Raw genomic sequence first — 23071 nt, 5'->3', positions numbered from 1 at the left:
CACGGGGCTGAAGGAACATCATGAAATCGTTCTGTGTCCCCGCGCTGCTACTGGCATGCGAGTTGGCTATCGCTCACCCGGGTGGTACGGATGCGCAGGGCTGCCACACGAACCGCAAGACCGGTGGCCATCACTGTCACGGTGGCAAGAAAACGGCTGCGGCGGCTCCGACGGCTCCGGCCGCAGCTCCAGTAGCCTCAGCGAAGGGCGGTGGACCTACCTGCTATGTCGGCCCGCGCGGTGGGACGTACACGATTACCAAGAGCGGCCGGAAGAACTACACCGGCTGTTGAAGTCAACGAAGCGAGGAATCCATGGTTCAGATTAGCTACATCATTACTTTAATCAGTGCCTGCTTCGGGCTTCTTGTCTTGATCTTTGGCTTTAGTGGTGCGCAGAGCGCTCCACAAGAGGCTGCTGCCACGGCGCTGGCAATTGCTCTGGCGGTCATTCCGTACGTGTTTTCGCGATGCTTGCAGATCAGCGCCGACCGAGCTAGGAGTATCAAAGATGCAGCAGCATTACTAGATGCCATACGTTCGCTCAAGAATGACGCTGCGCCCGTGGGAACACCCTGGGTCGCTCCTGTTGGCATTGGTTCGGGATCGCCGGCGCCTCAAAGGGCCCCGACTGAATAGCTTGGTGTTGGATACCGCGCCCACGCGGCCCGTGGGACTTCTAAGGGGACAACATGAAATCAGCTATTGTTTTTATCGTGGCCACCATTGCAGTGGGCACTGCCTTTGCTCAAACCTACGTTCAACCGCACGTCACTAAGAACGGCACCTATGTTGAGGGGCACGTTCGCACCGCGCCGAATAGCACGAACCTTGACAATTACAGCACTAAGGGCAACACGAATCCCTACACTGGCCAGGCCGGCACAGTGCAGCCCAACTATGCGCCGGCACCAGCGCCCATCCGCCCGCAGCAACACTGTGGCTACACGAGCTCTGGCCAATACGTCTGCCGGTGAACCCTTAAGTACGAACGACCGCGGAGCTTCGCCTCAGTCTATCTGCGTGGAGCATGCATATGACCACAGTTCCTACAAAACTCGGCCTTAAAGAAGCCTACGATTTGTATAGCAAGCACACCGACTCAGCCCACAAGTTATGGACGTACTTTTCCGCAGTGAGCCTCGCAGTGCTTGGGTACACGATTGGAAAAGATAAGGTGTCGTGGGCACCAGAAATGTTTCTCGTTATTGGAGGGAGCTATCTTGTGTTCTCCTTATCCAATCTTTGGGTACTCCAACTCACTCAGCGGGAGTGTGAGCAATTCGCAAAGCTCTTGAATTCTGTGGCTGGCGAGCAGGACGAACCAAAGCAGGGCATCACAGTTAAATCAGCGCCTGTCTGCGGGGTAATAGCGTTTCATCTCTTTGCGCAAGCCGCGGTTTTCGTCGCAATATATTTGACATGGGAAAATCAACCTAGTCCCAGCCCCGCGAAACCGCCGCTCTGTTGCGTACCGGCGCAGCCGGCAAGTGTCGGTGGCTAACCCCTCATTTCTGTGGTCTCTGAGGAATAAGCCGCGAAAGAAATCCGCCTCTGTTGGGCTGAGCACGTCAATCATCATGAAGACCCCATGGCTAAACTCCAATGATGAAATTCATCGTCAAACGCATCGTCATCTTGTTCACTGCTCTCCTGGCGGTACTGCTTGTTGCCGCCTGTGCACACCGCGGCTTTGTCGAGCACGGCCTATCGTTTCGGGTATATGAAACTCCGATTGACGATCTCAAAATTACTTATGGAAAAGTGGTGGTGCCGTTCTCGGGAGTTTCAGTGCCGGGCAGCGGAAGTCTTTGGAATGCACCAATGCCAATTCCAGAGCAGATGGTTGTGACCTGGATAGCAACGGGAAAGCCTCAAGAAGTGATCATTCCACTGAAGGGAAAGCTTTCGAGTAGTGACCAGATTGCAAATTGGCGATTGAGGTTCTACGGAGAGCGGATGGAGCTTTGGAGAGAAGACGACGATCCCAGCAGTAAGCACGCCCGCAAGCCGAGCGTCAAAGTCTATCCATAGCCCAGGTGTGTAGGGCACGCTTTTACTCTTAGGCTGACGCCTAGCTGTTGAATTCCGTCCAGATCTGACCCACTGGGGTGCGGATAAATACTTGGACTGGTTTATGTCGTAAATTCAATACTCTCTCGGTATTCGGCGGGGCTCAGAGAGCCAGGAGAGGTATTGATCCGCTTTCTTAACTGCCCAGGAGGGCGTATGGCTAACTCCAGAATGATGGAAACGCTACGCGCCGCTGTAAGAGTTGAGCAGCATGAAGAGCTCGAGCGCACGCGGCGTTGTATGGCGTTTATGCAAAAGATGGCGGCCTTTCAAAAGGGAGTTGGACCTGCGCCGACTCCCGAGGCATTTCAGCGGTGGTGCGAAGATGTTGAGCATCGCCTTGCGTTTCGCAGAATGAAGACCGGGATACCTGACCAGCTGGCTGAAGCCTGGGACGGCTCCCGATACTGACGGCTATGCCTCAGCTCGCAATCATTGCTGGCAGGTGTCTCTGCTGCGATGAAAATAACTGCGGATCTCGTCGGGTTCGCTGCCTACCGCATAGACCGCCACACGCAATTCATACTCTGTGCATTTCAACTCGGAGCACCACGACTCCACGACGCGCGGATTAGTCAGGCTGATGCGGTTGGTCGTGCTGTCTGCGTCAGGAAATTTTTGTGACATGATGTACCCCCTTCAAATGGGACATTTCATGGAGCCCTACTGAAGCGTGGCAGTGCGGACTTGTCGTAAGTAATTGGTGCAAAAAATCACGCCATATTGCACCGACCACGCTTTACCTGTGCACTTTCCTATATTTCGATGAATATCACATCCTTCAATTAGAGGAGATGTTTGCAGGAACACATGTCACGATATGTGACAAGGCCGATGCCATGAAACCGTTCCATGCGCTCATGCTGCTGTGGATTTTGGGTTTGCTGCTGCTCACGCCGGCGGCACGGATGCGCAGTGCTGGTCACTGGCACTGCCGCTGCGCCCAGGAAGGCGGCTGCCGCAGCGGCGCCGGTGGCCGCTCCCTCAGGACAGCACCGGCGAAGGATGGAAGGCTTTCCGGGCTACGGTTACGCTTTCAGGCGGTCACCGCTGTTTAGTGGGCTGGTCATCGCCTGCACGAATTCAACGCACATCATCCTGATGGGATGAACTTCGGCTTCGGTCACGCTGGCTTTGGCCATTGCCGCTTTCTCGATGTCTTCGTTTTCGAGTTCTACGAAGACGTTTTCACCGTCGTGGGTACGTAGATGAACGCGTAACTTGATTCCGGTGCTGGATAGCAGCATGTGATTCCTTTGTGATCGGGTTGACTGGATGTCGTGTCGGTGTGGAGGTGGCCGCCATAGCACGACGCCGGCCGTCCGTCTTTCGATGAATTCATTTCTGGCTGCCTGCCAGTCAACCCATCGGCGAATGGGCCAATCGGACCATTTCGCCACCGCCTGGTTGGCGGGCTCCTGGTCGTTGACAGGCTCAAGTCCGGGCGGAATTTGGCAATTGGGGGTGACGCCGTAGCTCAGCCGGCTCGTCTGGTGACGGCTTTCCACAAAGCCGCCTGCTTCCAGCATGTCCATGGCTTGCTGGACATCGTTGGGTTCATACGTGGGTTTCCAGTGAGGGTGAAGCGAGGCCAGCGTCCACCAGCCGCCGGTGGCGCGCAACCGCAACCACAGGGCACGTACATCGTGGGTGATAAGGTCGCCCATGATTGGTCGCGATCTCGCTCAGGCGCTCTGACGACGTTTACGGTTGGGAGTACGGAGGCCCATCCGTGAGGGCGTTGTTGGCGGTCAGCTCGTGTGCCAGTTTGCGCTGGGCCTGATTGCGCTGATGCGGCATGGTGACCGTGATCTTGCGCGTCTGCTGAAAGGCCAGCGCCCGGCTGGCGGGATTGAGGTAACGCGACGGCCAGAGATCCTCGGGCCTTTTGTCGAGGGCGCGTGCCACGAGCTGCTCGGCCGCCAGCCAGGGGCTGGTCAGCACGCGTTGTATGTGGCTGTAACCGTTTTCCATGGCAATTTTTCGAAGACTGGTACCGCGTTTGCGGAGGGCAGCAATGACATCGGCGGGGTGCATATCTTCCTGTGCGGGTGTCGATTTAATTGTGCTCATATCTAATATTTTGAGCACAAAACAGGCCAAGTCAAACATTTTTTTCTGCCTGTTTCAATTTGTGCTACTTTTATTGTATTTTTTACCAATTAAATGAGTGTTATGTTTGCTCATTTTGTGCTGGGGGGAACAAAATAGTGTTCATGAACACAAAAGAAGCAGCATCAGGGGCGGGGGGATCTGGCTCATCTGGCAAGCTCCAGCACTATTCCTTTACCGCCGTAACGCCGGTCAAGGCGGAAGAGCCCATTGCGTGGTACCTGCATGAGGCCGCAGCAGCCGTCGACAAGGCGGGTGCCAGGTCTGTGCGAACCGAAGCCAGGTCGGTTTTCATGCGCCAGTTTGGCCAGCGCTGCCGCATGGCCCGGGGTACAAGGGAAATCAATGAGGTTGCGGCCACGGTCGGGGTTCACCGCAACACCATCTGGAACATAGAGCGTGGCGACAGCCTGCCGGATGCGTTCGAGCTGGAAGTACTCGCCAGGGAATACCGGTTGACGCCTGGGCAACTACTGGGCCGGGAAGCTCCAGACGAAACCCGGGCTGCTGCGGCAGTGGCGCGCGACGTGCGCGCGGTCGAGACCGGCACGTTTGTCTATGCGCCCCTGTTTGACCTCCGCGCTTCGCCGGGCCGGGATGTATTCAACGACCTTGGGTCGGTCGTGGCGATGCGACCCTTTGATGTGCAGTTCATCCGGTATGACCTGGGCATTGACCATAACGACATTGTCATGTCCACGGTGGCGGGCGCCTCGATGGAGCCGTGGCTGCATTCCAGGGACGCAGTGCTGACTGACTTGCGGGATCGCGATGCCCTGACGGAGGGCGTGCACATGGTACGGCTTGACGGCGCCTTGCTGGTCAAAAAACTGCAGCGCCTGCCCGGCAAGATATTGCGCGTCAGCAGCTACAACCCGGCGTATGAACCGTTTGACATCCAGGGCTACGAAAGTACAGACCGGGATTTTGCCGTGCTTGGCCGCGTGCGCTGGGCCGGCGTGACTTTTAACTGAGCGTAAGTCCCTAGACCGCAACGCAACAGGCGTGCGCCGCGGATGGCATTGCGGCCCCGGATGCAACGTAAACTCGCATTCCATGGACCACCCCACAGCGATCCGGCCTATCCAGGGCGCGCCAGATATCTCGCGCGAGGATTGGGTGGAAATGCGGTTGATCCACATCTTCATGCGGTATGCCCGCCCGGCCCTGCATTCTGCACTGGTCCTGATCGTGTCCATGGTGGTGATTCTCTACCGCCATGTAGACCTGCTCAGTCTGGGCATCTGGGCAACGGCGGCGACGCTGGTGACCCTGGTGCGGTATCGCGTCATCGGCATTTACCAGCGTTCGCTGCTGGGCGTCAGCGGCCCTGCGTTGCGCGCATTCATGGCGCGCTACACGTGGACGTGGCCCATGAGTGCCATGGTCTGGGGTGCGTCGATGTTTGTGTACTTCCTCAAAGCGCCCGTGTATGACCAGTTCCTCGGCATGATCGTCCTGGTCGGAATGGCCGGGTTTGCGGTGGGCACCTTTTCCTCCTGGCTTCCCTGCTTCAAAGGCTATGTGAACGGCCTGGGCATTTCCACCCTGACGGTATTTTTCTACCAGCTGATGCTGGAAAGAGGAATTTCTTCCACGTTCAATACCTGGGGCATGGTGGTGCTGATCGTCATTTACTGGGTGGTCATTCGCGTGTCGGGCCAGCGCTTTCACCAGGTGCAGCGTGCCAACCTCGAACTGCAGTACGACAACTCCGAACTGATCAGATCATTGACTGAAAAAAGCCGTGCCGCCCTTGAGGCCATCGAGATCAAGAACCGTTTTATCGCCAGCGCCGCGCATGACCTGCGTCAGCCGGTGCATGCCCTGGACCTGTACGCCGGCTGGCTGGCTGCCGAGCCAGAATTCGTGGCGCAGATAGCGCCCAAGATCGTCCGGTCCACCAAGGCGGTCAACGACCTGTTCAACTCCCTCTTCGACCTGGCGGGGCTGGAGTCCAGTCCGCTGCGGGTCAACCTGCAGGCCGTAGACCTGGCGGGGCTGGTGCAGGATCTGGAGGCGCAATACGCACCCTTCGCGCGGGAGCGCAACCTGCGCCTCAGGATTCGCCCTGCAGTGGGACAGGTAAGGTCTGACCCAGTGCTGCTTCAGCGGCTGGTCGGCAACCTGCTGTCGAACGCGCTGCGCAACACGCATCGAGGCGGTGTGCTGCTGGCTGTGCGCCGGCGGCGCGGAGTGCCATGCATCGAGATATGGGACACCGGTGTGGGCATCGCGAAAGAACACCAGAAGGCGATCTTTCAGGAGTTCTACCGGATTCCCCTGCAGGGTACCGAAGAAGGCTTTGGGTTGGGCCTGGCCATCGTTTCGCGCCTGAGCGAGGCGCTTGGGCATCCTGTGAGGCTTGCCTCCAGGAGCGGGCGTGGCAGTGTCTTCTGGGTGGAGTTGCGCACGCCAGGCCAGTGACCCGGCCCGGTGTTGCCCGGTCTTGCTAGAGCAAGCCCTGGGTGCGCGCCAGGTGGCTGGCCTGTGAGCGGCTCTTGACATTCAGGCGCCGGAACAGCCGCCACAAATGCACTTTCACTGTGTGCTCGCTGATCTGCAGCTCTTCGGCGATGTCGCGGTTGCTCATGCCTTTGTCGAGCATGACCAGCAACTGCTTTTGCCGCTTGGACAGTTTTTCCGTTGGGGTGGATGGCTCCGGGTCGAGTTCTTCACTCAGGAAGACGCGCAGGACGTTCGATATCTCGGTGGCCCCCGCAGACTTCTGGATGTAGGCATCGGCACCTGCCTCAATGGACAGGTCCTCGTAGTCCTGGGCCGGCGCGGCCGACAGCACCACCAGGGGCACGTTGGGGAATTGGTGTTTGAGCTCACGCACGCCCGAAACACCATTGGTGTCAGGCAACCTCAAGTCGAGGCAGATGAGTTCGGGGACACCGTGTTGCTGCACGGCAGGCATTACCGCGGCGAGCCGGTCCAGCTCGGTCACAGTGGCCTTGCTGCTAAGGCGGCGAATCAACATGACAACCGCTTCGCGCATCAGCGGATGGTCATCTATTACAAAAATACTCATTAGTTCACGTCTGAAGTATCGTTCCTGTCAGCTATCGAGCATAACTGGTGAATGTCAACTTTGGGGCACTAATAAACTTGAAATTGCGGTATTTTTTCAGGGTGGTAATACCCTAAAACAACAATGAATAAGTCTTTCGTACCAATGTGATTCTGTCGAAGGCCACCGCGCACGGCCAAAGCCCCTGGCCCAAATTGCTTAATCCCGCAACTCAGGGAGTTACAGGTGCAAAAAAACGTAGCGCTGTTTCGACCTCGGCTGCCTCGATACCGGGCAAGATTTGAAGCTTATCTTGCAGTGCAGCAAGCGCACCGGTCCCTTCGTTCTGCAGGGTGGAAATTATCAGCGCGGCTTCACGGGGAGATTCAAAGCCATGGCTCTGCAGCAGCACCTTGGCGTCGGCATCCTGCAGCTTGAAATAGAACTGGCCGTCCTTCTCACGGTATTGCTTGAAGGCCGGAGCAACACTTTTGACTGACTTCCCTTTCGACGTGCCAGCCGGCTTTATCGCGAGGTTGCGCAAACCAACGGCGCGACGCAACTCGCCCATGAAAGGCGTGGCCTCCGCGCGCGCCTTCTGCGCACCCGCCTGCAAGGTCGCCTCGATCTTTGCCGGGTCGCTGATGAGGTCGTGGTATCGCTCGCGCATGGGCACTACTTCACGGTCAATGCGCTCGAACAGCAACTGTTTGGCATCGCCCCAGGCAATGCCTTCGGCATAGGCCTTGCGCAGGGCCTGGGTTTCGTCCGCGCTCGCAAAGGCCTGGTAAATCTGGAACAGCGCCGAGCCCTCGACTTCCTTGGGTTCGCCCGGTGCGCGTGAATCGGTGAGGATGCCGGCGATCAGCTTGCGCATCTGCTCGCGTGGGGTGAAAAGCGGAATCGTGTTGTCGTAGCTCTTGCTCATCTTGCGACCGTCCAGTCCGGGCAGCAGCGCGACGGACTCTTCAATCACCGCTTCGGGCAGCACCAGGTGCTCACCGTACAGGTGGTTGTAGCGCTGCGCCATGTCGCGCGCCATTTCGATGTGCTGGATCTGGTCGCGCCCCACCGGCACCTTGTGCGTCTTGAACAGCAGGATGTCTGCGCCCATCAGCACCGGGTACATGAAGAGGCCGGCGGTGACGTCGGCATCCGGGTCGTCGCCGGCTGCCTCGTTCTTGTCGACAGAGGCCTTGTAGGCATGGGCACGGTTGAGTACGCCCTTGCCTGTGACGCAGGTCAGCAGCCAGGTGAGTTCAGGGATTTCCGGGATGTCGGACTGGCGATAGAACGTCACGCGCTCCGGGTCCAGCCCGGCGGCCAGCCAGCTCGCCGCGATCTCGAGTGTGGACTGCTGGATGCGCGCGGGTTCATCGCATTTGATCAGTGCGTGGTAGTCGGCCAGGAAGTAAAAGCTGCGGACATCGTCGCGAAAGCTGGCCTGAACCGACGGCCGGATCGAGCCGACATAGTTGCCCAGGTGGGGCGTACCGGTGGTCGTGATGCCGGTGAGGAAACGGGTGGGGGACGGTGTATTCATGACAATCTTGGGGGCAATGAAATGGGGAGGTTGATCAGATCCAGCAAGCTGTATCCCAGCACCACCAGTGGCCAGAGCCAGTAAGCGCTGACGATGCCAAGGAGAACGAGCCCCATGACGATGAAAAACCCCCATGGTTCGAGGCGGGCGACAAACTGAGCCTGCTTCCACGGCAGCAGGCCCACCAGGATGCGGCCGCCATCAAGCGGAGGCAAAGGAAAAAGATTGAAGGCCCACATCACGAGATTGACCAGTACGCCAGCCTGGCACATGACCAGGAAAAACGGCTCCTGGACACCGGCGTTGATCAGCACCGCATACAACACGGCCCAAAGTACGACCTGTATGAAGTTGGCGGCGGGGCCCGCAAGTGCCACCCAGATCATGTCGCGTTTGGGTTTGCGCAAATTTCCGAAATTGACGGGTACCGGTTTTGCGTAGCCGAACAGAAAGGTGCCTGAGGTGGCGAAATACAGTAGCAGCGGCATGACGATGGTGCCGAGGGGGTCGATGTGCTTTACGGGGTTCAGCGTGACACGGCCCAGCATCCAGGCGGTGTTGTCACCGAAATAGCGAGCCACATACCCATGCGCAGCTTCGTGCACGGTAATGGCGAAGAGCACTGGCAGCGCGTAGATGGCGACGGTTTGAATCAGGTTGGCGATATCCATGCCGAATTATGACCCCCACGGTCGCTCACTTCGTGTAGCTCCCTGCCCCCCGAAGGGGGCTGCTGCGCCTGCGGCCCGGCAAAGCCGGTTCCGCGGCCCCTGCTTGAAGGGGAGTCCGCTCGCTAAAGGCCTAATGCAGCCAGCTCGCCCCGGCCCTGTCGCACCACGACAGGCTCGCCGCCGTCGCCCATGGCCGTCAGGTCGATCACGGTGGTCGGCTCCTGGTGGCAGGCGCCTGCGTCGATCACGGCGGCCAGCTCATGCTCCAGCAGCTCGCGGATCTCGTGCGCATCGTTCAGCGGCTCGGTGCCGTCCCGCGGAATCAGCGTGGTGGCCAGCAGCGGCGCGCCATGCAGCTCCAGCAGCGCCTGCAAAACCTTGTGCTCCGGCACGCGCAGGCCGATGGTCTTGCGCGACGGGTGGCTCACGCGGCGCGGCACTTCCTTGCTGGCTTCGAGGATGAAGGTGTAGGGCCCTGGCGTGGCGGCCTTGAGCAGCCGGAATTGTTTGTTGTCCACCCGCGCGTAGTTCGCCAGCTCGCTCAGGTCGCGGCACAGCAGGGTGAGGTGGTGCTTGTCGTCGACGCCGCGAATACGGCGCAGGCTGTCGGCCGCGGCCTTGTCGTCGAGGTGGCATACCAGGGCATAGCTGGAGTCGGTTGGCACGGCCGCAATGCCGCCGCGTTCAAGCAGTGCCACCGCCTGTTTGAGCAGGCGGGTGTGCGGGTTCTCGGGGTGAACTTCAAAAAACTGTGACATACAGGTTTGTCGCCGGCTTGGGTTTCAGGATTCGGTGGGTTCAATGATGATCCGGCTCTCGCGTACCGCAAGCCAGGCGCCAGTGGCACCACACACGGTAATCATGGCAATGCCGAGCAGCGACCACTGATCCGGAACATGGGAAAAGATCAGCCATCCGCCCAGCATGGCAAAACCGATTTGGGCGTAAAGGAACGGCGTCAGGGTTGATGCAGTGGTTCGCGCATAGGCAAGAATCATCATGAAGTGCCCGACGGCTCCGAGGAAGCCCATCAGGCAAAGGCAGGCCCAAAGCACCCAGGAATCCAGCGAAGTCCAGACAAAGGGAAGGGCCAGCGAGGCGATGAGCGTGCCCACCCAGCCGGTGTAGAAGTGCATGGTTGCCGGGTCTTCGGTACGGGCCAGGCGGCTGGTCAAAATCTGGAACCAGGCATTGGACACCACCAGGCTCAACGGTAGCAGCAGCGTCCAGTCAAAGCCGGAGCTTCCCGGCCGGATGATGATCAGCGCACCGGCAAAGCCTCCCAGGACCAGCCCCCAGCGCAACGCCGGTACGCGCTCACCCAGCTGTAGCGATGCCAGCAGGGTGATGACCAGCGGCGTGATCATGATGATGGCCGTGAACTCGCCCACGGGCATGTATTTGAGGCTGAAAAACGCCAACCCGCTGCTGGTCAGCAGCAGTACGCCGCGTAAAAGCTGGAACCTGGGATGCGCCGTTCGAAACAGCGTTCGCCCGCGCGCAGGAAGCATCACCACGGTCGTGGCCACGGCCTGGAACGCATAGCGAAACCACAGCGCCATCAGGATGGGCACGCTCAGGGATATCCGTTTGGTGGTGGTGTCCAGCGCGGCGAAGCAGGCCATGGCGGCTACCAGAAGCGCAATGCCGGTCAGGGCAGGAGAGGTTTTTCTCGCGGGGCCGGCCATCACTGGATGCGGTCCACCAGCAGCTCCCACACCGGTGTCAGTTCGCCCGGCAGGAATGGCAGGGTACCCAGGTCGGTGTGGCTTTCGTCGGGGCTGTGGAAGTCGCTGCCGCGCGAAGCGGCCAGGCCGAACTCTTTGGCCGTTTCGGCGTATTTGAGGTATTCCTGCGGCGTGTGGCTGCCAGTGACAACCTCCACGCCACGCCCGCCATGGGACTTGAACTCGGTGAACAAGGCGTATTCCTCGTTGGGGGTGAACTTGTAGCGGCCCGGGTGCGCAATCACGGCAATGCCCTTGGCCTGGGTGATCCAGGTGACGGCGTCGCGCAGGTTGGCCCAGCGGTGCGGCACATAGCCGGGCTTGCCTTCGGTCAGGTATTTGCGAAAGACTTCAGGCGTTTCGCGGCACACGCCGGATTCCACCAGGAAGCGGGCAAAGTGCGTGCGTGAAATGAGCTCGGGGTTACCCACAAACTTCAGCGCGCCTTCGTAAGCGCCCATGATGCCGACCTTGGCCAGCGAGTCCGACATCTCCATGGCGCGCTGTTCACGGCCGCCGCGCGTATTGCGCAGGCCTTGTTGCATCGCAGGGTCGTTGGCGTCGAAGCCCAGGCCAACAATGTGGACCGTTTGCCCCGCGAAGGTCACAGACACCTCGGTGCCCGTGAGGTAGTGCATGCCCTGCGCTTTGGCAGCGGCGGCGGCACGGTGCTGGCCGCCTATTTCGTCGTGGTCTGTCAGGGCCCAGAGTTCGACCCCGTTGGCCTTGGCCCGTTCAGCCAGTGCCTCCGGTGTCAGCGTGCCGTCTGACACCACAGAGTGGCAGTGCAGGTCGGCATTCAGGATGTTTTTGGGAGTCACTGAGCCATTTTAGGCTTTGCAGGGTATTGGTGCAGGCCGGCTGCAATCTCCCTGACCCCAGAAGGCTCGCTTTGCGCGTGCGCGCGATGCCCTTGCACTGAAGGCGGTTTTGAGATGTTTCAGGCCGCCAGCCCAATATAGGCAAGCGCGATCAGCTATAAATTTAATAGCGTTCTCTGCCTCGCCGGATATGCGTCACTACGCTTGAAATGACCGGTTGCTATGAAATATATAGCTACTTGCGCCCGTTCCTGTTGGGCTGCAGCCTTAAAGCCCCAAGGCAGTGAGTTCCGGCGAGAGTTTCTCCCACGGCACATCAAAGCCTGGCTGGCTGCGCTGCGGTGGCGGTGCATGGCTGCGCAGGGCCCAGTGGGCGCCGGCCAGCACGCTGTCGATCAGCGGCACGCTCACCCCGGGTTGCAGGGTCGCGGCCATGCCTGCCAGGCCTGCACCACCCAGAATGACGGCCTGCGCGCCCAGCTGGCGCACCGCGTCGCGGCAGGCCTGGGCGAGCAGGGTGCGCGCGGCGGCAGGGTCGGCCGCAAGCTGCGCCCCGGTCGGCGCAACGGTGTGGATGCCGGCCAGCGAAGGCGCATGGCCCAGCGCCTGGGCCAGCCGCTGCAGCATTGGCCCCCAGCGCTCGCCCCCGGTGACGATGGCAAAGCGTCCATGGCGCGCCGCCTCGATGAAGGCCGCCTCGGCCAGGCCGGTCACCGGCACCGGGCTGCTTTCGCGCAGCGCCAGCAGGCCAGGGTCGCCAAAGCAGCCGATCAGCACCGCATCAGGCGTTTCAGGTGCGCCACCTGTTTCACCTGTGCTGGCCAGCGCAGCGGCCCAAGCGTCCAGCGTGGCGTGAGACGCGACGGCATAGCTGGCTTCGTCCGAAATATAGGGCGCACCGAAACGCGCAGTGACGGTGCGCACCTGCACGTGCAGCCCGGCGGCGGCCTGTACGTGGGTCTGCAGCAGCGCACTGACCGAAGCCGACGTATTCGGGTTGATGACCAACAGCTTACGCATTGCACACGCCCTGAATCTTCAACCCAGCATGAGCCGCGGAACCGGCTTTGCCGGGCCGCAGGCGGGCGGCCCCCTCGGGGGGCAGCGCATTACACGAAGTGAAAAGCGTGGGGGCCATCAACTAAACAGCGTGGACAAGTCGGGCGCATCGTCGGCCGGCGGCGTGAACTGCAGCTGCGACTCCAGCCGCGTCAGGTGTTCGCGCATGTGGCGCGCGGCTTCCTGGACGTCGCGCAGGCGAATTGCGTCCAGCAGCTTGCGGTGCTCGCGGCAGCCGCAGGCGGCGGCTTCGTCGCGGCTGTCCTTGTGGGACGTGCTGTAGGTCATCAGGATCAGCGACGTGCGCGAGGTCAGCTCGCGCAGGATGCGGCCCAGCGTCTGGTGGCCGGCGCGCTCGGCGATCTGCAGGTGAAAGTCGCCTGACAGGCGGATGGCGCGGTGCATGTCGCCGGCCAGGCGCGCGGCTTCTTCGTCGTCGATGCAGCGTTTGAGCTGTTGCATGTCGGCCTCGCTCGCCTTGGCAATGAACAGCTCCACCAGCGTGGGTTCAATCAGCCGGCGCACCTCAAAGACTTCGCGCGCCTCCTGCTCGGTAGGCTGGGCCACAGTAGCGCCGCGGTTGGGAATGAGGGTGACGACCTGCTCATTGGCCAGGCGCACCAGCACCGGGCGTATGCGCGTGCGCGACACGCCGAAGGCACCGGCCAGCTTGTCTTCGACCAGCTTGGTGCCCGGCGGCAGGCGGTGGTCCAGGATGGCCGAGATCACGCGCTCATACATTTCGCTATCGGTCAGGGGAGTGGCTGTCGTTGCCTCGCTCATCGGGTGCCTTTCTTTTGCCGGCGGCCCAGCCACCAGGCCAGGCCCAGGGCCAGCGCCATGACCAGCAACGACACCACAGTGGTGACGGTACCCAGAGCATAAATGGACGGCGTGGTGACGGTGGTCGTCAGTCCCTGCAGCTCCAGCGGCAGGGTGTTCACGTCGCCGATGGCCTGCGAGGTGCGGGCGATTTCGTCCCAGCTCAGGGTAAAACCAAACATGCCGATGCCCACCACCGAAGGCGCAATCAGCGGCAGCACCACATGCCGGAAGCCCTGCCACGGCGTGGCGCCCAGGTCGCGCGCGGCTTCTTCGTAGGCCGGGTTGAAGCGGTTGAAAATCGCGAACATGATCAAAAGGCCAAAGGGCAGCGTCCAGGTCAGGTGCGCACCCAGCGCCGACGTGAACAGCCCCAGCGACGTGCCGTAGCCTTCCAGTGCATCGGCCATGCCGAAAGCCTCCAGCGCTTTCTTGACGCCGGTGTCGAGCAGGCGGAACTCCAGGCCAATGCCCAGCGAAACGATGATGGACGGCATGATCAGGCTGGCCACCACCACAAAAAACAGCGTGTTGCCGCCCGCGAGCTTCTTGCGAAAAGCCAGGCCGGCCAGCACCGACAGCAGCACCGTGAAAGCCATCACGGCCAGGCCCAGGCCCAGCGAGCGCTTGAGCGCCGCGCCGATGTCGACCACGCCCAGCCCTTCGGCCAGCTTGTAAAACCAGTGCAGCGACACGCCGCGCAGCGGAAACGTCAGCCCGCCTTCAGGCCCCTGAAAACTCAGCACCACGATGACAAACATCGGGCCATACAGGAACAGCACAAACAGCGCAAAGAATGCGGCCAGGAACCAGAAGCCGGCGGAGCGTTTTTCGGACATAGTTAGAACCTTCGCAGAAGGGGCCGCAGCGCCGGGCCGCCCCAAGCAAGGCCAGCCCCCTCGGGGGGCAGCGCAGTACACGAAGTGACAAGCGTGGGGGTCATAGCTCTTTTCGAATGTCGACCAGCCGCGTTAAAGCCCAGATGATCATCAGCACGATGGCCAGCAGGATCACCGCATTGGCCGCCGCCAGCGGAAATTGCAGGTAAGAGGTCTGCACCTGGATGATCTTGCCGATGGAGGCAATCTGCTGGCCGCCCATGACGCCGATGGTCACGAAGTCGCCCATCACGATGGTGATGACAAAAATCGAGCCGATGATGATGCCCGTGCGCGACAGCGGCACGATGACGTTCCACAGCGTTTGCCAGGCCGAGGCGCCGCTGTCATTCGCCGCTTCGATCAGGCTGCGGTCTATGCGCATCATCGAATTGAAGATCGGCACGATCATGAACATGGTGTAGAGGTGCACAAACGCCAGCACCACCGAAAAATCAGAAAACAGCAGCCACTCCACGGGCTGGTTCACGATGCCCAGGCCCGTCAGGCTCTGGTTCACCAGGCCATTGCGGCCTAGCAGCGGCACCCACGAGATCATGCGGATCACGTTGGACGTCCAGAACGGAATCGTGCACAGCACGAACAGCAGCGTTTGCACGCTTTGCGAGCGCACATAAAAAGCCAGAAAGTACGACACCGAAAACCCCGTCACCAGCGTGATCAGCCAGACCAGGAAACTGAACTTGAAGGTCGACAAATAGGTCTTGAAGGTGACACACATCTCCGACGTGTTGCCGCAACCTTCAAAGACGGCGAAGTAATTCTTCAGCGTAAAGCCGGGCAGCAACTCATACTCATTGAAGTCCCAAAAGCTCACCATCAACACCAGCGCCAGTGGCACCAGAAAGAACACCACAAACACCGCCGTCAACGGCGTAGCCTGCCACCAGGCCGCAAGGCTGCGCCCCGGCGCCTTGGCCGGAGCGGAATGCGCAGCAACAGCAGGAGCACTCATAAATATCCAAAAGTAAAAAATGAGCTACCAAGGGCAAGCGAAGGGAGCCGAATCAACCCAGTGTCCGCGCGGAACCGGCTTCGCCGGGCCGCAGCGGGCGCCCCCTGCAAGGGGGGAGGACGCTACACGAAGTGAGCGTCAACGGGGGTGTGCCTATGCAGCGACGAACTCATTCCATTTCTGCACCATGTAATTGTTCTCGTCCATGACCGCATTCCAGCAGGCGATGCCGCCCATGCGGGCTTCATAGCTGCCGCCGTCGCGCACCGCGCCGGTCTTGGCCAGCACATCGCCATTCGGGCTCTTGATGTCCTGCGAAGCCGGCTTGCCTTCCATCCAGTAGGCCCACTCATACGCTTCCATCTTGGCCTTGGCGGTTTCCAGCACGGCGCTGTAATAGCCCTGGCGGTTCAGATACGCGCCGGCCCAGCCGTCGAGGAACCAGTTGATGAACTCATAGGCACCGTCCAGCTTCTTGCCCGACAGCGTAGCGGGCAGGCCAAAGCCGGCGGCCCAGGCGCGGTAGCCTTCTTTCAGCGGCTGGAAGTTGCAGGCGATGCCCTTGGTGCGCACGGCCGTCACGGCGGGGCTCCACATCGACTGGATCACCACTTCGCCCGAGGCCATCAGGTTGACCGACTCATTGAAGTCTTTCCACAGCGCGCGGAACTGCCCGGCCTTCTTGGCTTCAATCAACGTGGCGATCGTCAGGTCGATCTCTTTCTTCGTCATGTTGCCCTTGTCCGGGTACTTGTAGATGCCCTTGGCCTCTACCACCATGGCGGCGTCCATGATGCCGATCGACGGAATGTTCAGGATGGCGGCCTTGCCCTTGAACTCGGGGTTCAGCAGCTCGGCCCAGGAGCTGATGGGGCGCTTGATCAAATCGGGGCGAATGCCCAGCGTGTCGGCGTTGTAGACCGTGGGAATGAGCGACATGAACTGCGTCGGGCTCTTGGCGAAGACCTTGCTCTTTTCGCCTTCCAGGTAAATCACTTTCTTGGGCGCTGTGCCCTGGTCGCCCACGGCCTTGCCGGCCACGGTGCCGGTGGTGAAGAGCGTGGTGATCTTGTCGGCGTTCTTGATGCGCTTGGTGTCAATGCCCTTCAGGTTGCCCGTGGGCACGATTTTCTTGAGCGAGAAGTACTCGGTGTCGATCAGGTCAAAGCTGTTGGGCGCGGTCACGGCGCGCTTGGTCACGTCGTCGGTGGTCACGGCCACGTACTGAATCGTGATGCCGGTGTCGGCCTTGAACTTCTCGGCGATGGCCTTGTCCTGGTTGACGGCGGTGCCCAGGTAGCGCAGCACGATTTTTTCCTGCGCGTGCACGGCAGGGAACAGGCCCGTGGCCAGAATGCCGGCCGTGCCCTTGAGCAAAGCGCGGCGCGGCACGCCGCCCACGGTGGTGTCGGTGGCGGTGTCTTTTTGATCAGGAAGAGCGTCGGACATGGTGAAAAACTCCTGGTGGCTTGGGTGGAAATCTTCTTGCGAAGGGACGGTTGAAAAATCTGTATTTCTGTGAGCCTTACGGATCAGGCACTAATGACGGCAGGAGGGGCGGCCTGCAGCGTGTGCGCCGCTTCGGGCGCCCATGACAGTTGCACGCTGTCGCCCGGCGCATAAGGCCGGGCCGCAAACGCCGCCTCCGGCACCATCACCGACAACTCGGCGGTGCTGTGGGCCGTCGGTGAAACGCCCGGGTTCTGCAGGCCCAACAGCACATACGGGCCCTGGTATTCGACGTCGGTCACCACGGCGCGCCGGTTGTGCGGCGCGTCAGGCGCGGCATCGCCGGCCGGGGTGATCTGCATGTGGTCGGTGCGCACGCCTATCTTGCCGGTGGGCGTGTCGAGCACGTTGTGCCCACCCATGAAGCGCGCCACAAACTCACTCGCGGGACGGTTGTAGATTTCGTGCGGCGAGCCCACCTGCTCGATCAGCCCGTGGTTCATCACCACCATGGTGTCGGCCAGGGCCATGGCCTCTTCCTGCGAGTGTGTGACGTGGATGAAGGTGAGCCCCAGCTCTTTTTGCCAGCGCCGCAGCTCGGCGCGCATCTGGATGCGCAGGAAAGGATCCAGCGCCGACAGCGGCTCATCGAGCAGCAACACCCGCGGCTGCGTGATCAGTGCGCGTGCCAGCGCCACGCGCTGCTGCTGCCCGCCCGAAAGCTCGGCCGGCTTGCGCTCGGCCAGGTGGCCCATCGCCACCCGCTCCAGCAAGTCTTTGGCCTGCTGGCGGCGCGCCGCCTTGTCCACGCCTTTCATCTTCAGGCTGAAGGCCACGTTGTCGAGTGCCGAGAGATGCGGAAACAGCGCAAAGCTCTGGAACATCATCGCCGTGCCGCGGCCGGCGGCCGGCAGGTCGGTGATGTTGCGGTTTTCCAGCAGGATGTCGCCGCTGGTGACGGATTCGTGACCCGCCATCATGCGCAGCGTGGTGCTTTTGCCGCAGCCCGAAGGCCCGAGCAGGCAGCAGTAGCTGCCGCTGGCAATGCGCAGGTTAATGCCGTCGACGGCCGGCTTGTCTTGCTGCGCGTACCGTTTGGTCAGCGCAATGGCTTCAATGGCGGTGGGAGGCGGGCTGGCAAGGGCGTTCATGCCAACCTCTGTGCAAGGCCTGTGCCAGCTTTGTATGCGATTTATGATCAGATTGTGTACAAAATGCATGGTTCTGGTGCCGAGCAAGCCGTGCCTGCCTGCCATGCTGGTGCATGCTGTAACCAGAAGTTCCTGCAACTTCCGGCTGTCAGGTTTGGGTGTGCCCCGTGTCCTCTTTTCAGGTTTTCTTCCTGTCGCCGCCGGGGCTTGAAGCCAGCAGTCCATGGCCTACCATCAGCGCTTCCGTCTTATGGAGCCGTCCTTGATCACCCTGCACCACCTCAACAATTCCCGCTCGCAACGCATCCTCTGGCTGATGGAAGAGATGGGCCTGCCTTATGAAATCCAGCGCTACCAGCGCGACCCTAAAACCATGCTGGCGCCGCCTTCACTGCGCGCGGTGCATCCGCTGGGCAAGTCGCCGGTGATCACCGACGGCGAGTTCACGCTGGCTGAGTCGGGCGCCATCATTGAATACCTGGTGGCCCGCTACGGCGCCGGCCGGCTGGCGCCCGAGGCCGGCACGCCAGAGCATCTGCGCTACACCTACTGGCTGCATTACGCGGAGGGCTCGGCCATGCCGCCGCTCTTGCTCAAGCTGGTGTTCGACAAGGTGGAAAACTCGCCCATGCCTTTTTTTGCCAAGCCGATTGCCCGCGCCATCGCCGGCAAGGTCAAGAAGACGTTTATCGAGCCGCAGCTGCGGCAGCACCTGGACTTCCTCGAAATGTCGCTGGGCCAGAGTGAGTGGTTTGCCGGCGCCGAGTTCAGCGGCGCAGACATCCAGATGAGCTTTCCGCTGGAGGCGGCCGCCGCGCGCGGCGGGCTCAATGAGAGCCGGCCAAAGCTGATGGATTTCCTGGCGCGCATCCATGCCCGGCCCGCTTACCAGCGTGCGATTGTGCGTGGCGGGGAGTTTGAGCTGCAGTGATTGTTGGCCGTACTTGCCGAGCACGCTATTAAATCAATAGCTGCTTGCGCCTGTTCCTAAAGGGCTGGAGCCGTTTTTGGCTTGCTATTTGGCCTGCTGTTTCCAGTTTCTGGCGTGATTGGCAGGCCCGGCGCCTGTTTGCTGCGCACAAACTGCAGGGCCTGCGGCTGGCCGACCAGCACGCACTGCTTGCCGGTGCGCCGGCAGTGGTCCTGCACACGCCAGTAGGCGTCATGGCTGACGCAGCCGGTCTGGCAGATCACCAGGTCGGCGGCGACCAGGCTGGCCTCCAGTGCGGCCGCGCCCTGCAGGTCGTCGCCCGCATGGTGCAAAAAGTGCCCGCCGGCCATTTCAATGACGCGCCGGGCCGCGGTGGTGCCGGCGCCTTGCTCGCCCACGCACAGCACCGACTTTTCATGCAGGGCGGCTGTGGCGTCCGAATTCGTCAAAGCCGCCGCCAGCGCTGCGGTGGCCTGCGGGGCCACCGCGCCCTTTTGCCGGCCCAGGCGTTCCCGCACCAAGCCCTGCAAATCATGCACGCGGCCCATCAGCCATTCCACCCGGCGCGCCAGCGTCAGCCGTTTGGGCAGGCCTGGGATGGCATCTTCCACGGCCTGGCGGTCTTCGCGCTCCCAGGCCAGCGCTGTCTCCCGCACCATCGCCGCCGCACGCAGGCGCACCGCCAGGGATTGCAGGCGCGCGATTTCTGCGGCCTGTGCGGCAATCACGGTGCTGCAGCGCTTCTGGATTTCGCCGTATTGGGCGAGCAGGGCGCGGTGTTCGCGGTCAAGGCCGGGCAGGGCGTTACAGGGTCCTTGCATGTCGGGGCTCCATAAGATGAAGGCGCCCCCGTCAGCCAGCCGATACGTAACTGAAAGAGAGGGCAAAACCCATCTTAAATGAGAATTGATCTCAATTGGAGCAAAGATTTATGCCGCTTTGGGTAAACAGATGAAACCCCGAAGCAATCCTTTTTGCTATTAATTCAGGAGCTGCTTGCGCCCGTCCCTATTGGTTAAAGCCCCGATTTTCGCTTAAAAAACGCAGGGCTTTTGGGTCGTGGGCCGTCAGAGTTCAGCCGCTTCCACCAGAAACCGCACCCGCTTCACGCCCTGCCACTCGTCCGCATCCAGTCGAAAAGCCAGCTTGACCCGCGCGGGCAGCGATTCGGTGTGGCCAAACCAGATGCCGTCGACCGGCTGGCCCTGATGCTTGAGCTTGAGCGCCAGGTGTTTTTCACCCACCAGCCGCTGCGACACGACTTCCACCACTTCGCTGAAAGTCGGCGCTGCAAACCCCTGGCCCCAGACCTCCTTGTGCAGCGTGTCGACCACGTCGGTGCGGCGGTATTCGGCCGGCAGCGGGCCGTCGGTATCCATGCGGCGCGTCAGCGTGGCGGCGTCCAGCCATTCGTGCGCCACCTGCTGCAGCGCGCTTTCAAACACTTCAAAGTGCTCTTCGGCAATGGTGCAGCCGGCCGCCATGGCGTGGCCGCCAAAGCGCAGCAGTACGCCGGGGTGGCGCTTGGCCACCAAATCGAGCGCGTCGCGCAGATGAAAGCCGGGAATCGAGCGGCCCGAGCCTTTGAGCTCGTGCTCCTTGCCGTCGGCCTGGCTGGCGGCAAACACGAACGTCGGGCGGTGCAGCTTGTCTTTGACGCGTGAAGCCACGATGCCGACCACGCCTTCGTGGAACTCAGGGTCGAAGATGGCAATCGCTGGCGGCGGCTCCTCGTCTTCATCAATCATCGCGTCGGCCGCCAGCTGCGCCTGCTCGCGCATGCCGGCTTCAATGTCGCGGCGTTCGCGGTTGATGCCGTCCAGCATTTGCGCCAGCTCATCGCCGCGCGCCGGGTCGTCGGTCAGCAGGCATTCAATGCCCAGCGTCATGTCGCTGAGCCGGCCTGCCGCATTGATGCGCGGGCCCAGCGCAAAGGCAAAGTCAAACGTGGTGGCGACCGGCGCCTGCCGGCCCGCGGCCTTGAACAAACTCGCCAGGCCTGCGGGCAAATGACCCGTGCGTATGCGCTTGAGGCCCTGCGCCACCAGCCGGCGGTTGTTGGCGTCCAGCTTCACCACGTCGGCGACGGTGCCCAGCGCGACGAGCGGCAGCAGCGTATCAAGCTTCGGTTGTGTGGCTGCATTAAAGGCACCACGTTCGCGCAGCTCGGCCCGCAGCGCCAGCAGCACATAAAACATCACGCCCACGCCGGCAATCGATTTGCTTTCAAACGTGCAGCCGGGCTGGTTCGGGTTGACGATCACGTCGGCCTCGGGCAGCACCACTTCGCCGTCTTTCAGCGCAGGCAGGTGGTGGTCTGTCACCAGCACCTGCATGCCCAGGGCGCGCGCACGCGCCACACCGTCGATGCTGGCGATGCCGTTGTCCACCGTCACCAGCACGTCAGCGCCAGCGGCCTTCACGCGCTCGGCAATGGGCGGCGTCAGGCCGTAGCCGTCGGTGACGCGGTCGGGCACCAGGTAGCTGACTTGCTGCGCGCCCAGCAGCCTGAGGCCCCGCAACGCCACGGCGCAGGCGGTGGCGCCGTCACAGTCGTAGTCGGCCACCACGCAAATCTTTTTGCCGGCGGCCATCGCATCGGCCAGCAGGCGTGCCGCCTCAGCGGCGCCGTGCAATGACGCGGGCGGCAGCAGCCGGGCCAGCCCGTCGTCCAGCTCGTCTGCCGCGTTCACGCCGCGCGCGGCATACAGCTGCGCCAGCAGCGGGTGAATGCCGGCCTGCTGCAGCGCCCAGACGCTGCGCGGGGGCACATCGCGTACCTGTATTTTCATGTGTGTCTACTATCTTTTTTATAGCTGGTCGCGCAAGTGCCATAAGGGCTGCGGCATCAAAAGGCTTGAAATTTTGGCCAAAAAACCGGTTTTTTGTGTCTCAAACGTCTGCCAGCCGCGCTCGCCGCACAGCGTCAGCCGCACGGCCTCGCCTGCGCGCTGGCGGGCCAGCAGCTGTGCAATCTCGCCGGCATCCAGCGCAGCCCAGGCCTGGGCATAGGCTTGCCAGTCGTCAGCAAAAACCGCTTGCGCCAGGCTGCGTGGTGCGGTCGGCGCCTGGCTGGCAGGTTCATACCCAGCGGGCAGGGCGCCGCTGCCGCTCAGCCAGAAGGAGTTGACCGGCAACTGCCGCCGCGCCGCGCGCTCGTCGTTCAGCGCATGGGTGTACAGCAGCATCTGCATTTCGTTTTGCAAGAGCTTCATCTTGCGGGCGATGCTGCCCTTGGCCTCCGTTTTTCCGCCGGGCAGCCAAGGGTCCACATTGCGGCCCAGCACGCGATCCAGTGAGGCCGTGGGCAGGTTCCGAACCACCTCGCCCTCAGCCAGCCAGCGCGCCGGCCCCAGCGCCGGCACATAGTGAATCGTGATGCCGTCGTCATCAAAGTAAGGCTGCATGGCCGCCAGCAAGGTGCGGGATTCGGCTTCAGTCAGTCCCAATGCAGCCGGGTCCGTCAACGTGGCGTGCTCGCGGCCCATGGCCCAGTGGCAGGGCGTTACCCAGGCCCAAGCCTTGCCAGTGCCGGCCTGCAGGTGCTGCGCCGCATCCTGCGCCGCCCACGGAATCAGCCCGTCAGGCGTATCCGCAGTGGCAAGGCCCAGTGCCTGGCTCAAGGCCCGCTCGTGCGGCGGCGACAGCGTGTGGGCGTCCGCCACATCAGTGCGCACTGACTTCATGCCCTTGAGCAATTGCTTGAGGTTGCGCGTGCTGTCGGCCGGCAGCGCCTTCATCGTCGGCAGCCAGGCTTCCGCACCGCAGGCCGCAAAGGGAAGCAGCAGGTGCGGACCTGTGAAATGAGTGGGGGAATTGGCTGACATGGGGCTATTGTCCGGG

27 protein-coding genes are annotated in these 23071 nt (G+C 61.6%); 9 read left to right on the top strand and 18 right to left on the bottom strand.

Features of this window, described 5'->3' with window-relative positions:
- Window positions 1-20 precede the first annotated feature (20 nt).
- From AC1DZE_RS10005 to AC1DZE_RS09985, 5 genes are all read left to right on the top strand, one after another.
- Window positions 21-293: a YHYH domain-containing protein gene (locus tag AC1DZE_RS10005; protein WP_477669751.1), complete on the top strand. Its 273-nt coding sequence runs from the start codon at window positions 21-23 to the stop codon at window positions 291-293.
- Window positions 294-691: 398 nt separating this feature from the next.
- Window positions 692-976 (top strand): hypothetical protein, encoded by a 285-nt coding sequence (locus tag AC1DZE_RS10000; RefSeq protein WP_477669750.1) that lies wholly within the window; start codon window positions 692-694, stop codon window positions 974-976.
- 59 nt (window positions 977-1035) lie between these two features.
- Complete coding sequence (locus tag AC1DZE_RS09995) at window positions 1036-1503, top strand: hypothetical protein (protein ID WP_477669749.1); 468 nt, start codon at window positions 1036-1038, stop codon at window positions 1501-1503.
- 101 nt (window positions 1504-1604) lie between these two features.
- A complete protein-coding gene (locus AC1DZE_RS09990; RefSeq protein WP_477699997.1) occupies window positions 1605-2033 on the top strand; it encodes a hypothetical protein in 429 nt (142 codons plus the stop codon).
- Between the two features lie 195 nt (window positions 2034-2228).
- The gene (locus AC1DZE_RS09985) at window positions 2229-2483 is read left to right on the top strand and encodes a hypothetical protein (RefSeq protein ID WP_477699996.1); all 255 of its coding nucleotides are present in this window, start codon (window positions 2229-2231) and stop codon (window positions 2481-2483) included.
- A gap of 21 nt (window positions 2484-2504) precedes the next feature.
- Here the strand turns inward: AC1DZE_RS09985 and AC1DZE_RS09980 are convergent, their stop codons facing one another.
- Complete coding sequence (locus AC1DZE_RS09980; RefSeq protein WP_477669747.1) at window positions 2505-2699, bottom strand: DUF3606 domain-containing protein; 195 nt, start codon at window positions 2697-2699, stop codon at window positions 2505-2507.
- 167 nt (window positions 2700-2866) lie between these two features.
- On the opposite strand from AC1DZE_RS09980, the gene AC1DZE_RS09975 reads away from it, so the two are divergent.
- Window positions 2867-3130, top strand: a complete 264-nt coding sequence (locus AC1DZE_RS09975) for a hypothetical protein (protein ID WP_477699995.1) — start codon at window positions 2867-2869, stop codon at window positions 3128-3130.
- On the opposite strand, the gene AC1DZE_RS09970 is transcribed toward AC1DZE_RS09975, so the two are convergent.
- Together AC1DZE_RS09970 and AC1DZE_RS09965 are read right to left on the bottom strand one after the other, a co-directional pair.
- Window positions 3101-3739 carry a hypothetical protein gene (locus AC1DZE_RS09970; RefSeq protein WP_477699994.1) on the bottom strand — a complete coding sequence of 213 codons (639 nt, stop codon included), beginning with the start codon at window positions 3737-3739 and terminating at the stop codon, window positions 3101-3103. The two genes, AC1DZE_RS09975 and AC1DZE_RS09970, sit on opposite strands and share 30 nt — an antisense overlap.
- 37 nt (window positions 3740-3776) lie before the next feature.
- Complete coding sequence (locus tag AC1DZE_RS09965; protein WP_457279567.1) at window positions 3777-4145, bottom strand: helix-turn-helix domain-containing protein; 369 nt, start codon at window positions 4143-4145, stop codon at window positions 3777-3779.
- Window positions 4146-4288: 143 nt separating this feature from the next.
- Between AC1DZE_RS09965 and AC1DZE_RS09960 the strand changes: the two genes are divergently transcribed.
- Both AC1DZE_RS09960 and AC1DZE_RS09955 read left to right on the top strand, forming a co-directional pair.
- Entirely contained in the window at window positions 4289-5158 is an 870-nt protein-coding gene (locus AC1DZE_RS09960; protein ID WP_477699993.1) for an XRE family transcriptional regulator, read from the top strand.
- A gap of 82 nt (window positions 5159-5240) precedes the next feature.
- Window positions 5241-6611, top strand: a complete 1371-nt coding sequence (locus AC1DZE_RS09955) for a sensor histidine kinase (protein ID WP_477669744.1) — start codon at window positions 5241-5243, stop codon at window positions 6609-6611.
- Window positions 6612-6636: 25 nt separating this feature from the next.
- On the opposite strand, the gene AC1DZE_RS09950 is transcribed toward AC1DZE_RS09955, so the two are convergent.
- The 12 genes from AC1DZE_RS09950 to AC1DZE_RS09895 form a co-directional block, all read right to left on the bottom strand.
- The gene (locus tag AC1DZE_RS09950; RefSeq protein WP_457279564.1) at window positions 6637-7221 is read right to left on the bottom strand and encodes a response regulator transcription factor; all 585 of its coding nucleotides are present in this window, start codon (window positions 7219-7221) and stop codon (window positions 6637-6639) included.
- A gap of 211 nt (window positions 7222-7432) precedes the next feature.
- The gene (locus tag AC1DZE_RS09945) at window positions 7433-8743 is read right to left on the bottom strand and encodes a tryptophan--tRNA ligase (RefSeq protein WP_477673494.1); all 1311 of its coding nucleotides are present in this window, start codon (window positions 8741-8743) and stop codon (window positions 7433-7435) included.
- Window positions 8740-9414, bottom strand: coding sequence for a site-2 protease family protein (locus tag AC1DZE_RS09940; protein ID WP_477669742.1), 675 nt, complete (start codon window positions 9412-9414; stop codon window positions 8740-8742). Before AC1DZE_RS09940 ends, AC1DZE_RS09945 begins: the two co-directional genes overlap by 4 nt.
- A gap of 122 nt (window positions 9415-9536) precedes the next feature.
- Window positions 9537-10172 (bottom strand): L-threonylcarbamoyladenylate synthase, encoded by a 636-nt coding sequence (locus tag AC1DZE_RS09935; protein ID WP_477648056.1) that lies wholly within the window; start codon window positions 10170-10172, stop codon window positions 9537-9539.
- Window positions 10173-10196: 24 nt separating this feature from the next.
- Window positions 10197-11102: a DMT family transporter gene (locus AC1DZE_RS09930; protein WP_457279560.1), complete on the bottom strand. Its 906-nt coding sequence runs from the start codon at window positions 11100-11102 to the stop codon at window positions 10197-10199.
- Complete coding sequence (locus AC1DZE_RS09925; RefSeq protein ID WP_477699992.1) at window positions 11102-11962, bottom strand: 3',5'-nucleoside bisphosphate phosphatase; 861 nt, start codon at window positions 11960-11962, stop codon at window positions 11102-11104. The genes AC1DZE_RS09930 and AC1DZE_RS09925 overlap by 1 nt, the downstream gene beginning before the upstream one ends.
- A 267-nt stretch (window positions 11963-12229) precedes the next feature.
- Window positions 12230-12982 carry an aspartate/glutamate racemase family protein gene (locus AC1DZE_RS09920; RefSeq protein ID WP_477673874.1) on the bottom strand — a complete coding sequence of 251 codons (753 nt, stop codon included), beginning with the start codon at window positions 12980-12982 and terminating at the stop codon, window positions 12230-12232.
- Between the two features lie 117 nt (window positions 12983-13099).
- Window positions 13100-13804, bottom strand: coding sequence for a GntR family transcriptional regulator (locus AC1DZE_RS09915; protein ID WP_477673875.1), 705 nt, complete (start codon window positions 13802-13804; stop codon window positions 13100-13102).
- Complete coding sequence (locus AC1DZE_RS09910) at window positions 13801-14682, bottom strand: ABC transporter permease (protein ID WP_477673876.1); 882 nt, start codon at window positions 14680-14682, stop codon at window positions 13801-13803. The genes AC1DZE_RS09915 and AC1DZE_RS09910 overlap by 4 nt, the downstream gene beginning before the upstream one ends.
- A 100-nt stretch (window positions 14683-14782) precedes the next feature.
- The gene (locus tag AC1DZE_RS09905; protein ID WP_477699991.1) at window positions 14783-15697 is read right to left on the bottom strand and encodes an ABC transporter permease; all 915 of its coding nucleotides are present in this window, start codon (window positions 15695-15697) and stop codon (window positions 14783-14785) included.
- Window positions 15698-15850: 153 nt separating this feature from the next.
- Window positions 15851-17146, bottom strand: a complete 1296-nt coding sequence (locus tag AC1DZE_RS09900; protein WP_457279554.1) for an ABC transporter substrate-binding protein — start codon at window positions 17144-17146, stop codon at window positions 15851-15853.
- An 83-nt stretch (window positions 17147-17229) separates the two neighbouring features.
- On the bottom strand, window positions 17230-18297 hold the full coding sequence (locus AC1DZE_RS09895) for an ABC transporter ATP-binding protein (RefSeq protein WP_477699990.1): 1068 nt from the start codon (window positions 18295-18297) through the stop codon (window positions 17230-17232).
- 262 nt (window positions 18298-18559) lie between these two features.
- On the opposite strand from AC1DZE_RS09895, the gene AC1DZE_RS09890 reads away from it, so the two are divergent.
- Complete coding sequence (locus AC1DZE_RS09890) at window positions 18560-19228, top strand: glutathione S-transferase (protein WP_477672793.1); 669 nt, start codon at window positions 18560-18562, stop codon at window positions 19226-19228.
- Window positions 19229-19284: 56 nt separating this feature from the next.
- Here the strand turns inward: AC1DZE_RS09890 and AC1DZE_RS09885 are convergent, their stop codons facing one another.
- The 3 genes from AC1DZE_RS09885 to AC1DZE_RS09875 all read right to left on the bottom strand — a co-directional run bounded on the left by AC1DZE_RS09885 (window position 19285) and on the right by AC1DZE_RS09875 (window position 23055).
- Complete coding sequence (locus AC1DZE_RS09885) at window positions 19285-19908, bottom strand: DUF2325 domain-containing protein (protein ID WP_477700099.1); 624 nt, start codon at window positions 19906-19908, stop codon at window positions 19285-19287.
- Window positions 19909-20295: 387 nt separating this feature from the next.
- Window positions 20296-22020: a single-stranded-DNA-specific exonuclease RecJ gene (gene recJ / locus AC1DZE_RS09880; protein WP_477672794.1), complete on the bottom strand. Its 1725-nt coding sequence runs from the start codon at window positions 22018-22020 to the stop codon at window positions 20296-20298.
- A gap of 18 nt (window positions 22021-22038) precedes the next feature.
- Window positions 22039-23055 (bottom strand): hypothetical protein, encoded by a 1017-nt coding sequence (locus AC1DZE_RS09875; RefSeq protein ID WP_477699989.1) that lies wholly within the window; start codon window positions 23053-23055, stop codon window positions 22039-22041.
- Window positions 23056-23071: the final 16 nt, after the last annotated feature.

This window comes from Polaromonas sp. P1_F1, from assembly GCF_056405795.1.
This window is presented reverse-complemented; position numbering and strand designations above follow the sequence as displayed.